Below are 13,066 nucleotides of genomic sequence, written 5' to 3'. Positions count from 1 at the left end.
TATTTTACGTGTCATGCGAGCCGGCAGAGCGTGATCCTCTGCCGGCTCGCTGCTTTTCAGCGGGGGCGCGGCCATTTTACCCCCGTTTTATCGGCAATTGGTCTGCAATGCTGACGCAATCTCGTCCTGCGATGATCAGGGCCAGGATGAATGACGACCGCCCGTGCAGGCGGTCAATAGTAAAAAGGCCATCGCATTGAAGTCTGTTTTTTGTGCGCTTATCTCACCCGAAGCGCTTTGGCGTATCATGCAACCGATCAAGCGAATGGCGTAACGGCGTGGATTCCTCAACAAACCAACCCGATCTGAGCAAGACTCTGGCTTCCATTGTGGACAATAAGAGCCGGCGGAACGTCTTTCGCAGGCATCCCTTTCTGTTTGGCGGAGGGCTTCTCGTCATCCTGGCTTTGGCGGCGGTGAGCTGGTTTTCGCGCGGAACCCATTATGACTACACCCAGAAGCCGCTGACCAGGGGCACGCTTTCCATCACCGTATCGGCGACCGGAACCGTTCAGCCGACCGAACAGGTGGATGTGTCCAGCGAGCTCTCCGGCACCGTGCGCACCGTTCTGGTCGACTACAACAGTTTTGTCGCCAAAGGCGACGTGCTGGCAACGCTGGATATCGACACGATCAGGACCAACATCGAGAGCTCGAAGTCAAAACTTCTGGCATCGCGTGCGCGGGTCGTGCAGTCGCAGGCGACGCTTGCGGCCAAGAAGAACGCGTTCGAGCGCATGACATCGCTGCAGGACAGCAAGGTTTCATCGGTGCGCGAGCTGGACGTGGCCAAGTCGGAATATGACTCGGCCGTCGCCGCGCTCGACGTCGCCAATGCGGAGGTAGCCGTTTCGGAAGCGGAACTGCAGGTCAACGAGACCTCCCTGCGCAAATCCAAGATCGTTTCGCCGATCGACGGCGTCGTGCTCAGCCGCTCGGTCGATCCGGGGGCGACGGTGGCCGCGGCCTTTCAGGCGCCCGTGCTGTTCAAGCTCGCCGGCAACCTGAAGAAGATGCAGCTGCAGGTCAATGTCGACGAAGCCGATGTCGGTCTCGTCAAGCCGCAGCAGGACGCAACCTTCAACGTCGATGCCTATCCGGACCGGACATTCCCGGCGAAGATCGTCAATATCCGGTTCCAGCCGGAAACCGTATCGAATGTCGTGACCTACAAGGCGATGCTGGCCGTCGAGAATGACGACCTTGCCCTGCGTCCCGGCATGACGGCGACAGCCTATGTCAAGGTCAGGGAGGTCAAGGATGCCCTGCTGGTGCCGAATGCCGCCCTGCGTTTTGCGCCGCCCAGCGCGCCGGCGAAAACCGAGGCAAGCGAGAGCCCCGAGCAGACGGCAAGCATCCCCGACACGGTGAAGAAGGAAGCCGGTGTGCAGCGGTCCGTCTGGGTGCTTCGTGCGGGTAAGCCGGAAAAAATCGAGGTGCGCGCCGGGGCGACGGACGGGCGCAACACCATCGTGCTCTCGGGCGGCGTCAAGGAAGGCGACGAGGTCATCGTGGCAGCGAGCACGCCGCCCAAATGACCATCCAGTCCGTGCAAAAAGCCGTGCCGCTGATCGAATTCCGCCGGATCACCAAGAGTTATGGAGCGGGCGAAGCGGCGGTCCACGCTCTGGCCGGGGTAGACTTTGCCATCGAACGGGGCGATTTCGTTGCCATCATGGGGCCGTCGGGTTCCGGCAAGTCGACGGCGATGAATTTGATCGGCTGTCTCGACCGGCCAAGCACCGGGCAGTATCTGTTCGGCGGCACCGGCATCGACCAGCTCGACCGGCATCAGCAGACGACGCTGCGGCGCGAATTGCTGGGATTCGTCTTCCAGGGGTTCAATCTCCTGCGCCGCACATCCGCCGTGGAGAATGTGGAGCTGCCCCTCATCTATCGCGGCATGGGCGCTGCGGAGCGGCGCAAGCGCGCACTGGAAGCATTGCGGCAGGTGGGGCTGGCGGCACGCGCCAATCATGTCCCTTCGGAATTGTCGGGCGGCCAGCAGCAACGTGTGGCGATTGCCCGCGCCATCGTCACCAACCCGCAGGTGCTGCTCGCCGACGAGCCGACCGGCAATCTCGACACGAAGACGAGTGTCGAGATCATGGAACTGATCTCCGGCTTTAACCGCGACAGCGGCATCACCGTGATCATGGTCACGCACGAGCCGGATATCGCCGCCTACGCCAAGCGCATCATCCGCTTTGTCGATGGTCACATCCAGAGCGACGAACGCAGACAGGATATATAACCATGCTGCTTGAAGCGTTCCGGCTGGCACTGCACTCCATGTCGCGCAACATGATGCGCTCCTTCCTGACGATGCTGGGCATTGTCATCGGCGTCGGCGCGGTGATCGCGATGGTCACCGTCGGCAATGGCACGCGCCAGAGGGTGACCGGCGAAATCTCCAAGCTCGGCACCAATCTGCTGTTCGTATCGCCCGGCAATCCGGAGCGCCGGTCGACCCTGCCGCCGCGCACATTCGATATCCGGGATGTCGATGCGATCCGCGACCAGGTGCCGGGCGTCGCCGCTGTGGCGCCGCTCGGCCAGGTCTCGGGCACCGCCATCCGCGAGGGCAACAGCCGGACGGCATCGATCGTCGGTTCCACCAACGATTACTTCACCACCATGAACTGGCAGCTTGCCACGGGCCGCAATTTTCTGGAATCGGAGGAGCGCAGCGGCCGCTCCGTCTGCATCATCGGTGCGACGGTGCAAAGGGTCCTGTTCGGCAACAGCATTCCGGACGGCGAGCGCATCCGCGTCAACCGCATTTCCTGCGAAGTCATCGGTACGCTGGTCTCCAAGGGCAAGGCAATCGACGGGCAGGATCAGGACAACATGGTCCTCATCCCATTCCGCATGTTCCAGCGGCGCATTGCCGGTTCGACCGATGTCTCCCTGATAACGGTTTCGGCCAGGGATGGGGCAACGACACCGGTCAAGACGGCGCTTGAGGACCTGTTCAAGGAACGCCGTAAAATCCGCCAGTCGGGCGACCGGGATTTCGAGGTGACCGATCTCAGCCAGATTCTTGGCATCGTTTCCATGACCACCGTGATCCTGACCGGGCTCCTGTCGTCCATCGCTGCGGTCAGCCTGCTGGTCGGTGGCATCGGCATCATGAACATCATGCTGGTCTCCGTCACCGAGCGCACCCGCGAGATCGGTGTGCGCCTGGCCATCGGTGCCACGGAAGGGCAGGTGCTGACGCAGTTTCTGGTCGAGGCCATCGTGCTTTGCCTGTTCGGCGGCCTGATCGGCACGGTGATCGGCCTGGCGCTCGCCTTTACCGCGGTGACATTGATGGGGGTGCCGTTCGTCTTCGATCCGTCGATCGTCCTCATCGCCTTCGGCTTTTCCGCCCTGATCGGCGTGGTGTTCGGCTATTTCCCGGCGCGCCGCGCCGCGCGGATGAATCCCATCGACGCACTGCGCTATGAGTAGCGCCGGTAGCCATGTGTCCTGTTTGAGCAGGAAAGACCCCTAAACAGAACGGAGAGAAAACAGTCTTGGCGGCAGGGACTGATGGGCGGGATCCCTGCAAGTGCCTTGACCATTCTCTCTCCGAACAGTGCCCATGATGGATAGGCACTTCTACACCGCAAGCGCGTGGACGGGACTGAAATCCACGGCGCTGCGGAATGCGGTCGGACATGATCCCGGCGGCCTTTGCGCCACCGGGATCATGCGTTGTCGTCAGAACCGGTAGTTGAGACCGGCTTTAAGCTCATGACTGCCAATGTCGGTCTCGCTGCGGCCGAGAGCCGACGTTGCCTTCACATTGGGCGTGTGGATGTAGTTGTATTCAATCTTGGCCGACAGGCCGCCGGCAAAGGCCTGTTCAACGCCGGCGCCGACGAGATAACCGGTCTTCCAGCCGCTGGTGTCACGCACCTTGTCGCCGGAATCGAATTTGGTCATGGCCACACCGGCCGTTCCGAAGACAAGCGTCTGGTTGAAGGTCAGGCCCGCCTTGGCCTTGGCGGCGGCGCGCCATTTTTCTTCGACCTTGCCGCCAAGGACCTTGTGCTCGGCACCGCCGAGATAGGAGCCTTCCACTTCGGCACCGAGGACAGCCGGTCCCATCTGGTAGTTGTAGCCGCCCTGGATACCGCCGCTCCAGCCGTTTCTGTCGGCGAAGGGGTTGGGAAACTTGGTAAAGGCGGTTCCGCCATGGGCGCCGATATATGCGCCGCTCCACTGGGAGGCGGGCGGATCACGATAGGCCGGTGCGGAATTGTAGAGATCGGCGGCCATCGCCGTCCCGGTTGATAAGGCTGCCAGCGCAAAGGCGCCGGCGAGCAAGACAGTCTTTCTCTGAGAGGACATTCGCATTACTCCAAACATACAAGCGCATGATCCACCGAACTGTCCGGCGACATGTTGATGCGCGGGTTCAACTCCTGAGAGCCTGATACACTTGGGTTGATCACGCTCTGGTACAGATGTCTTCCGGCGCGATGATCGCCCGATCCATGAAATGGCCACCGAAACTGACGCAAAACCCCTGCAATCGACCACCCCACTTCCGGCAATACCTCTTGCGCCGGAAGACATGGTTTATTTTGCAATTGAAGATTGCATCCACATTGCACAGAATGGGAAAATGAGAAATTTTATTATATATTTCAATAATTTATAGCGTTTTTGTTTACGATTTCTTAAGCAAAAACGGCATTCGGCGTGTCAGGCGCTGTTCGCCGGTATGCCGCAAGGTGCACCCTGTGCCTGGCGCCGCCGCGATCCCCGGACGGGTTTAACGGGTCTTTTCCACCACGCAGACCGGACCCCGCTCCGGGTGGCGCGAATCCGTGTCGACGCAGGTCGCATCATACCGGAACGTATCGTAATAGACACCGCCTGCGCATCCCGTCAGCAGGGAAAGGCCTGCGGCGAGCGTCAAAAATACCGGTTTGAAATATTTCAGGGGGTGATGGTTCATTTCCGCCGCATCTTTCCTATATATAGCCTGTCACAAGTGACACAGTGGCGTAACAATCCACTGATATTCTTTAGGAATTGGTCGAGTTAACATTCCGCGAATTACAGTATTCTACTGACATCTGGTGCCTAAATAAGGCATGTTCGGACGGAGCTTTGCGATCACGTTTTTGGTGATCGCTGATAAAAGGCTTGATCGAAGACGATGGACGTATAAGTTCTGCCTTCCGATTTGTTAACCAACCATTCACGTTAGGAGCAAAGCGATGAGCACAACCGTCGGCGACTATTCATTGCCAGAAGCCATTTCCACGGCGATAGCCAATGGTACAAACATTGTTAGGGCGTTCCGCGAACAATTCGGATATTCCGTAGAGGATTTGGCCGTTGCGTGCGGTCTTACAACCCTTGAAATTGATACAATTGAAAGCGGGCAGAATTCCGACCCGACGAAATTGGAACGCATTGCCCATGCCCTCGGGCTGCCGGCAAATGCCATGACGCCTGACGTCTCAAAACGTCTAAGCGCATGAAATAATTGATTTTTTAAATCAAAAAATCCAAAAGACTGCCAGAGCCAAATCCCAACTCTGGCAGTCTTTTGATTCTGGTGATTCCCTGGCTACAGGCAGAGCAGCGTACGCGTCAGCGGGTGCTCGCCATCGGCCAAGCCGTCAATCACATCGAAATGATGTTTTCCCGGCTCTTCCACCACATCCGCGTGACACTCGAAGCCCGACCAGATATTGGCCAGCAGTGTGCTCTGGCGCACGAATTCCGGCCGTTCCGCGCCGCCGACCCAGGCTGTCACGTCAATGCCTTCCTGCGGTTCGAGCAGGGCAGGGCTCTCCAGCCGCGCCTCGACAGCATCGAGATGAAACGTTTCATTCATCCGCGTCTTCATCAGGGGACGCAGATCGCCGAGCGCCGATATGGGCACCGTTTTGCGGATGCGATGGCGAATAGGCTGCCCGAGCGGCGAGGTGGACGACACCATCCGCGCGACGAGATGCCCGCCCGCCGAATGGCCCGTCAGGTGAACCGGTCCGGGGACTTCTCCCGCGGCATGGGTAATGGCGGTGCCAATCTGCACGGTGATGTCGCTGATGCGGGCCTGCGGGCACAGCACATAGGATGGGATGGCGACGGCAAACCCGTGCGTGAGCGGCCCCTTTGCCAGATGCGACCACGCCGACTTGTCGAAACTCATCCAGAATCCGCCGTGCACGAACACGACGAGGCCCTTCGCCTCGCCGCGCGGCATGAAGAGATCGAGGACATTGCGTTCATGCGGACCGTAGCCGATATCGGCCCTCAGCCGGCCGGCGGTTGTCATTTCCGTCCGAAAGTCCGCGGCAAGCCCCTTCCATTTCGGTGGAAAATCATTTCCCCCGGGGATGTAGGCGCCATTGGAATAGGCGGCGTCCCAGTCGAATTTCGCGCTCATGACGGTTCCCCCAACGATGCCGTTGCCCAAGACTATCAGAGGACGAACCCGGCGCAAAATGCCGGGTTCATCGTGCGGGTTGTCTATTCCCGTATCTTTTCGCGAATCTGCGTACCGGAGCCGGATTTGCGCAGGTTGGGCAAGGCCAGCATCAGCAGAACGAATGCGCCGGTGGCGAATTTCAGATCGGCCGGGGCCAGACCAAGCGTCAGGCAGAAGGAAATCAGCTGGTAATAGACGATCGAACCGACCACCGGCGCCATGACCTGGCGCAGGATGGTTTGCCGTCCGGTGATCGCTTCGCCGATGATCAGCGCGGCAAGGCCGTTGATCAGGATGCCGAAGCCCATGTTGACGTCGACGAAACCTTGCGTCTGCACCATGATGCTGCCGCCCGTTGCCGAAAGCGCACTGGCAACGCCGACGCCCATGATGGTGGCGATACCGACATTGATGCCCTGTGCTTCTGCCATGTCAGGGCTTGCGCCGACGGCGCGCATCGAGGTGCCCTTTTCCGACATGAAGAAATACAGCATCAGGCCGACAACCAGGGCAATCAGGGCGCCGACGATCAGGATTTTCACCCAGGGAACGTTGGCCGACGGGCCGGCAAGAATGGTGAAGACCGTGTCATAGGTGAAGAGCGGAATGTTTGTGCGGCCCATGATGCGCAGATTGATGCTGTAGAGCATCGTCATGACGAGGATGCCGGCGAGCAGCGTGTTGATCTTGAAGCGCAGGTGGATGAATGCCGTGGTGCAGCCGGCGAGAAAGCCGCAGACAAGCGCGACGCCGCAGGCCAGAAACGGATTGACGCCCATGCTGATCAGCGTGCCGCAGACGCAGCCGCCGAGCGGGAAGGCGCCTTCCGATGTCAGATCCGGGAAATTCAGGATGCGGAACGGCAGCATCACGCCGAGCACCACGAAGGCGACGATCAGGCTTTGCGCTATCGTGACGGGAATGAGACCGTAGAAACTGGTAAGAATGTCCAGCATGCTGCTCAACTCCCCTGCAATGCGATGGCGTCGGATTTGGTGTGAAACCGGTCAATGAGGTCGGGTACGGTAATGCCGCGTTTCTCCTCCTGTCCGATCTCAAGCAGAACCTTGCCTGCATCCATCATGACGATCTTGTTGCCGTACTTGATCGCATGTTCCATATTGTGCGTGACCATCAGCGTGGTCAGCTTCAGTTCCTCGACGGCGCGCACGGTTGTGTCCATCACCAGCTTGGCGGTGCGCGGATCGAGCGCGGCCGTATGCTCATCGAGCAGCAGCAGTTTGGGCCGGGTCGACACCGCCATCACCAGCGATAGCGACTGGCGCTGGCCGCCGGACAAGAGCCCGACCGGCATGTCCAGCCGGTTTTCCAGGCCGAGATTGAGTTCCGCGAGCTGTTCACGATACTTGGCCTTGCGCGGCGCGGTCAGCCCGTAGGAGAAGCCGCGCGGCTTGCCGCGCAGTTCGGCCAGCAGCATGTTCTCGCCGATGGTCATGGTCGGCGCTGTGCCGATCATCGGGTCCTGGAACACGCGGGCAATGAACTGCGCACGGCGATGCGCGTTCAGCTTGGTGACATCCTGGCTGTCAATCGTGATCCGTCCGGCATCGAGCGGCAGTTTGCCGGAAACGGCGTTGAGAAAACTGGACTTGCCCGCGCCATTGCTGCCGATGACGATGCAGAAGTCGGCCGGTTTGAGCGCGATGTTCAAGCCATCAAGCGCCCGGCGTTCATCCAGCGTGCCGCGATAGAAAATCTTTGTGCCGCCCGTTACGGCAAGCATGTTGGTAGTCATGTTTGAGCCCCTCAAACCAGGACGAAGCGCCCCGTGTCAAAAGTTCCTGCGCCTGTGATGGCGCAGGAACTATATGTTTGCAGACGATAGGAGAAGGCTTATTTGACGAAACAGCCGCAATCCTTGAGGGAGTCCGGGGCTTTATGCCCGGTTTTCTCCAGGACCTTCTCGTTGATCAGCGCCGCGTGATCCGCGTAGGACGGCTTGATCGGTGCGAGGCTGGCAGCGGACTTTCCGGCAATGATCTCGGCAGCAAGCTTGGCGGCGTTCTGGCCAACCTTGGTGTAGGACACTTCGAAGGCAGCGGCGACAAGGCCGTCACGCACGGCCTGGGCCGAGGCATTGACGATCGGGATATTGATGCTGAGCGCTGCGGCGGCAACAGCGGGAACGGCCGGCTGCACCAGGTTCGAGGCCGGTACGTAAATGACATCGGCCTTGCCGGCGAGCGAGCTCACGCGCATCGGAATGTCATTGGTATTGTCGAGACCGACTTCCACGACGGTCAGGCCCTGCGCCGCGGCAGCTTCCTTGACCAGCTTCAGCACGGCAACGTCATTGTCTTCACCCGGATTGTAGAGATAGGCGAGACGCTTGGCATCCGGCAGCAGCTGTTTGATGAACTTGACGACGGAGTTGACGTCCTGCAGGTCCGACGCACCGGTCATGTTCTTGTCGCCGGCTTCCCAGGAGGGTGTCAGCTTGGCAACGACCGGATCGGTCACGGCGGCGAAAACAACCGGCGTACCGGTGTTGCCGACGATCTGGCGGGCGCCCTGTGCCACCGGCGTGGTGACGGCGAGGATCAGTTTCGGATTGGCCGAAGCCAGTTTCGTCACCATTTGCGGGATGAGCGTTGCATCGAAATTCACCTGCAGCTCATCGAAAACCGCATCGGCAATGCCGAGCTTGACCAGTTCGGCCTTGAAGGCGGTAACGGTCTCGTCCAGCTGCGGATGCTTGCCGAACTGCGCAATGCCGATCTTCGTTTCCGCATAGGCTGCGCTGAGCCCAAGCCCCATTCCCAGTGCTGCAGCAAGCGCTGTCCGCACGACGTATTTTGCACCGATCATCGATTGTTCTCCATTTTTTGTTGGCTTTTTATTGGCCTCGCCTCCTCAGGCTTGAAAATAATATAACAAACGTGAAATGATATACAAACAGAAAATGGCAAAGGCCGAGGGAACGCAATGGCCGAAAGCATCAAGTCGGAAAACCTCTATACAGCGTTGCGCTCGCGCATCCTGAACGGCGACCTGCAACCAGGGCAATCCCTGCGGTTGCGCACGCTGGCCGCTGAGCTCGGCAGCAGTGCCACGCCGGTCCGCGAGGCGCTCAACCGGCTGCAGGCGGAGAGCTTTGTAACCACCGAGGCCAACAAGGGCTTTCGCGTGGCCATCGTCACCCTGGAGGAACTGCAGGATCTCGAAGCGGCGCGGTCTGTCATCGAAACCCAGCTCCTCGTCAGTTCCATCGAGAACGGCGACCGCGACTGGGAGGCCAATCTCGTCGGGGCACACTACCGGCTGTCGACCTGCGAGGTGCCCAATTCCTTTTCGCAGTTCGAGGCAATCGATGTCTGGGACGTCGCCCACACCGAATTTCACATGGCGCTCATCGCCGGGGCGTCGTCAAAGTGGCTGCTCAACTTTGCCCAGCAACTGCATGCCCAGCTGCACCGCTATCGCCGCCACATCATCCTGCGGATCGATCACCTGACCCGTGTCGCGCAGGAAAACAGCGACAAGTCGCTCGGCAACCTGTCGCGCGAAGCGCTGGGGATCGATGCCCACACGGCCCTGATGGAAGCGGCGCTGGCCCGTGACAAGGCCAGGGCCGCGGCCCTGATGCTGGACCATGTGCGGCTTGCCAAGGACGCCTTTCTGAAACTTGCCAAAGCCAGCGGCATCGCCGGTTTTGATACGGCCGCCTGACAGATCAAAGAGAAGAGTGACGATGACACGGATCAATGCAACACATTCGGATGAGACGGATACCCTGCGCCATTTCCGCGAGCGGTTCGATCTGCCGGATGGGGTGATTTACCTCGATGGCAATTCACTGGGCGCCCTGCCGAAGACGGTGAAAGCCCGCGTGGCCCATACGATCAGCGAGGAATGGGGCAATCAGCTCATCCGCAGCTGGAATACGGCGGGCTGGGTGCATCTGCCGCAAAAGGTTGGTGGCCGGATCGGTCGCCTGATCGGGGCGCAGGAGGGCACTGTCGTGTCGGCCGACAGCACCTCCATCAACCTGTTCAAGGTGCTGTCCGCCGCGCTCAGCCTCAATCCGGGCCGCAGCAAGATTGTCTCGGAACGGGAGAATTTTCCGACCGATCTCTATATCGCCGAGGGTGTCGCCAGGCAGATCGGTCAGGGCCACCGGCTTGTGCTGGCTGACAAGCCTGCCGATATCCCGGCGATGCTGGCGGACGATGTCGCCGTTCTCATGCTGACCCATGTGAACTATCGCACGGGCTATCGGCACGACATGGCCGCGATCACCAAAGCGGCGCATGACAAGGGCATTCTCGTCATCTGGGATCTCGCCCATTCCGCCGGTGCCATGGCGATTGATCTGACTGGAGCCGACGCGGATTTTGCCATCGGCTGCGGCTATAAATATCTCAATGGGGGTCCGGGTGCTCCGGCGTTTCTCTATGTCAATCCGTGCCATCACGGCGGCTTTCGCCAGCCGCTGTCCGGCTGGTTCGGACATCGCGCCCCCTTCGCCTTCGAATCATCCTATGCGCCGTCAAACAGCATTGACCAGTATCTGTGCGGCACGCCCTCCGTGCTTGGCATGGTGGCGATGGATGAGGCGCTGGCGCTGTGGGACGAGGTGGACATGGGTGCGCTGCGGGCCAAGTCCGTGGCGCTGTGCAATTTCTTCATTCAGGAAGTCGACGGTTTTGCCGGAGAATTCGGCCTGACGCTGGTCACGCCGCGCAACCCCGATCAGCGCGGCAGCCAGGTTTCCTATTCCTGCGACAATGGCTATGCCATCATGCAGGCGCTGATCGCCCGCGGCGTCATCGGTGATTTCCGCGCGCCCGATATCATCCGCTTCGGCTTTACGCCGCTTTATCTCAGTTTTGCCGAAGTGTCCGAAGCGGTTGCCATCCTGCGGGACATTCTGTCGACACGGGCCTGGGATGCGCCGAAATACAAGGTGAGGGAGGCCGTCACATGAGCCGCACACCCTACAATCCGGAGACGGAAGGCGCGCAGATGTCCTTCGACGGGCGCATGTCCTATGGCGACTACCTGCGCCTCGACAAGATATTGACGGCACAGGCACCGCTCTCCGATGCCCATGACGAAATGCTGTTCATCGTGCAGCACCAGGCGTCGGAAATCTGGATGCGGCTGGTTATCCATGAACTCATGTCGGTCTGCGAACACATTGCCAAAGACGATCTTGCGCCGTCGTTCAAGATGCTCAGCCGTGTCTCGCGCATTCTCGACCAGCTGAATTCCGCCTGGGACGTGCTCCGGACCATGACGCCGAGCGAGTACACGACCTTCCGCGAGGCGCTCGGCATGTCATCGGGTTTCCAGTCGTTCCAGTACCGCGCCATCGAGTTTCTGGCCGGCAACAAGAATGCCGCGATGATGCGCCCGCACGCCCACAGACCCGATATTCATGCGTGGCTGGAGGGTATCCTGCGCGCGCCCAGCATTTACGACCAGTCGATCCGTCTGCTCGCCCGCAAGGGCTTTGCCATCGACGCGGCGGTGCTGGAGCGGGATTGCGCGCTGCCCTATGAGGCCAATGACAGCGTGCGCGATGCCTGGCTGGTGGTCTACCGCTCGCCGGAGGCCCACTGGCCGCTGTATGAACTGGCGGAAAAGCTGGTGGATTTCGAGGATTATTTCCGCCGATGGCGGTTCAACCATGTCACCACGGTGGAACGCATCATCGGTTTCAAGACCGGCACGGGCGGAACATCCGGCGTCAATTACCTGCGCAAGATGCTCGATGTCGTGCTGTTTCCGGAATTGTGGAGCATGCGGACCGAACTCTAGGTCCGCATTGCATCAGGCGGCGTATTTATCGATGGCGACGCAGTCCATCGCCGACTTGGCGTGAATGTGGTTGCTGTGGGCAAAGCCGTGCTTGGCAATGGCTGCCAGATCGTCGTCCGGCTTGATCGGCCGTGACCACCAGTTGTCGTTGAGCACCCAGCCCTGGGCGGTGGCGCTTTCGACGTCCTGGCTGTCAGGGCGCAGAACGCAGGACTCATGCATGATTCGGGCATTGGGCGAGCGCCTGTTCATCATCTTGCGGCCTTCGGTAAGCGCCGTGGCCTCGTCTTCGGCAATGACAAGCTGATGAAACAGATGACGTGTCTGTTTGTATTTGGTCAGATAGGCAAATTTGACTTGATACGCTGGCACTTCATTCTCCTGCACCAAAGACTCAGTCGTTAACCATTTATTAATATTGGCACTTGACACGGCTTTTTCAAGGAGATGCAGGTTTTATACAGGTTTATTTGCGGGCGGTTTTCATCGCCTACGCATTCGTCAAGCCTTTGTTTTAAAATGATAAAGTTATTTTGTTTCACGGTCGAAATAAAAAGCCGTCCCGCCCTCCGGGGCAGAACGGCGCAAATGTGGCGTCAATCGGCTTGACGCGAATCAGCCATAGACGAGCTTGTCCTGCCGCTGCCTGAGTTCGACGATCTTCGAGCCGGGGATGGGGGCGGCATTGGCGCTGGTGATGAGTGCGCCCTTGGCGATGGGTGCCGTCACCGTGCCACCCTGCAACAGGCCGCAGGGGATGGCTCCGGCGGCGCGCGCCTCCGGCGCCGTCATGATCCAGGCGCGGTAGCAATATTCGCCGATCGCATCGAGCGTGTCGCC

Annotated in this window: 14 protein-coding genes and 1 pseudogene; 7 read left to right on the top strand and 8 right to left on the bottom strand. The window is 59.8% G+C overall.

Annotated elements, in window-relative coordinates; translation table 11 throughout:
* The first annotated feature begins 329 nt into the window (after positions 1-329).
* From ACP7B1_RS21955 to ACP7B1_RS21945, 3 genes are read left to right on the top strand one after another with little or no spacing between them, the layout of a single operon-like run.
* Positions 330-1,538, top strand: coding sequence for an efflux RND transporter periplasmic adaptor subunit (locus ACP7B1_RS21955; RefSeq protein WP_346305357.1), 1,209 nt, complete (start codon positions 330-332; stop codon positions 1,536-1,538).
* Positions 1,535-2,254 (top strand): ABC transporter ATP-binding protein, encoded by a 720-nt coding sequence (locus ACP7B1_RS21950; protein WP_346305358.1) that lies wholly within the window; start codon positions 1,535-1,537, stop codon positions 2,252-2,254. Before ACP7B1_RS21955 ends, ACP7B1_RS21950 begins: the two co-directional genes overlap by 4 nt.
* 2 nt (positions 2,255-2,256) lie before the next feature.
* A complete protein-coding gene (locus ACP7B1_RS21945; protein ID WP_346305359.1) occupies positions 2,257-3,456 on the top strand; it encodes an ABC transporter permease in 1,200 nt (399 codons plus the stop codon).
* Between the two features lie 252 nt (positions 3,457-3,708).
* Here ACP7B1_RS21945 and ACP7B1_RS21940 read toward each other — a convergent pair whose 3' ends face one another.
* Together ACP7B1_RS21940 and ACP7B1_RS21935 are read right to left on the bottom strand one after the other, a co-directional pair.
* A complete protein-coding gene (locus ACP7B1_RS21940; protein WP_346305360.1) occupies positions 3,709-4,341 on the bottom strand; it encodes an outer membrane protein in 633 nt (210 codons plus the stop codon).
* A 427-nt stretch (positions 4,342-4,768) separates the two neighbouring features.
* Positions 4,769-4,954 (bottom strand): hypothetical protein, encoded by a 186-nt coding sequence (locus ACP7B1_RS21935; RefSeq protein ID WP_346305361.1) that lies wholly within the window; start codon positions 4,952-4,954, stop codon positions 4,769-4,771.
* A gap of 265 nt (positions 4,955-5,219) precedes the next feature.
* Between ACP7B1_RS21935 and ACP7B1_RS21930 the strand changes: the two genes are divergently transcribed.
* Positions 5,220-5,486, top strand: a complete 267-nt coding sequence (locus ACP7B1_RS21930) for a helix-turn-helix domain-containing protein (protein ID WP_105733374.1) — start codon at positions 5,220-5,222, stop codon at positions 5,484-5,486.
* A gap of 89 nt (positions 5,487-5,575) precedes the next feature.
* Here the strand turns inward: ACP7B1_RS21930 and ACP7B1_RS21925 are convergent, their stop codons facing one another.
* The 4 genes from ACP7B1_RS21925 to ACP7B1_RS21910 all read right to left on the bottom strand — a co-directional run bounded on the left by ACP7B1_RS21925 (position 5,576) and on the right by ACP7B1_RS21910 (position 9,271).
* Positions 5,576-6,400, bottom strand: a complete 825-nt coding sequence (locus ACP7B1_RS21925) for an alpha/beta hydrolase (protein WP_346305362.1) — start codon at positions 6,398-6,400, stop codon at positions 5,576-5,578.
* Positions 6,401-6,483: 83 nt separating this feature from the next.
* On the bottom strand, positions 6,484-7,398 hold the full coding sequence (locus ACP7B1_RS21920; RefSeq protein ID WP_346305363.1) for an ABC transporter permease: 915 nt from the start codon (positions 7,396-7,398) through the stop codon (positions 6,484-6,486).
* Between the two features lie 5 nt (positions 7,399-7,403).
* Positions 7,404-8,186: an ABC transporter ATP-binding protein gene (locus tag ACP7B1_RS21915; protein ID WP_346305367.1), complete on the bottom strand. Its 783-nt coding sequence runs from the start codon at positions 8,184-8,186 to the stop codon at positions 7,404-7,406.
* Between the two features lie 110 nt (positions 8,187-8,296).
* On the bottom strand, positions 8,297-9,271 hold the full coding sequence (locus ACP7B1_RS21910) for an ABC transporter substrate-binding protein (protein ID WP_346305364.1): 975 nt from the start codon (positions 9,269-9,271) through the stop codon (positions 8,297-8,299).
* Positions 9,272-9,388: 117 nt separating this feature from the next.
* Here ACP7B1_RS21910 and ACP7B1_RS21905 point away from each other — a divergent pair, with 117 nt between their 5' ends.
* The 3 genes from ACP7B1_RS21905 to kynA are packed head-to-tail and all read left to right on the top strand — an operon-like array spanning position 9,389 to position 12,226.
* A complete protein-coding gene (locus tag ACP7B1_RS21905) occupies positions 9,389-10,132 on the top strand; it encodes a GntR family transcriptional regulator (protein ID WP_223614754.1) in 744 nt (247 codons plus the stop codon).
* 22 nt (positions 10,133-10,154) lie between these two features.
* A complete protein-coding gene (kynU, locus tag ACP7B1_RS21900; protein ID WP_346305365.1) occupies positions 10,155-11,390 on the top strand; it encodes a kynureninase in 1,236 nt (411 codons plus the stop codon).
* Positions 11,387-12,226 (top strand): tryptophan 2,3-dioxygenase, encoded by an 840-nt coding sequence (gene kynA / locus ACP7B1_RS21895; protein ID WP_223614756.1) that lies wholly within the window; start codon positions 11,387-11,389, stop codon positions 12,224-12,226. Before kynU ends, kynA begins: the two co-directional genes overlap by 4 nt.
* Positions 12,227-12,238: 12 nt before the next feature.
* Here the strand turns inward: kynA and ACP7B1_RS21890 are convergent, their stop codons facing one another.
* Together ACP7B1_RS21890 and ACP7B1_RS21885 are read right to left on the bottom strand one after the other, a co-directional pair.
* Positions 12,239-12,598: a hypothetical protein gene (locus tag ACP7B1_RS21890; protein WP_346305366.1), complete on the bottom strand. Its 360-nt coding sequence runs from the start codon at positions 12,596-12,598 to the stop codon at positions 12,239-12,241.
* Between the two features lie 243 nt (positions 12,599-12,841).
* Positions 12,842-13,066 (bottom strand): annotated as a pseudogene (locus ACP7B1_RS21885) (homoserine dehydrogenase); the annotation flags it as partial.

This window comes from Phyllobacterium sp. SL163, assembly GCF_049896885.1.
GTDB classification, from domain to species: Bacteria; Pseudomonadota; Alphaproteobacteria; order Rhizobiales; family Rhizobiaceae; genus Phyllobacterium; species Phyllobacterium calauticae.
Note: the sequence above shows the minus strand (reverse complement) of the source record. Positions and strands in the feature narration are given on the sequence as shown.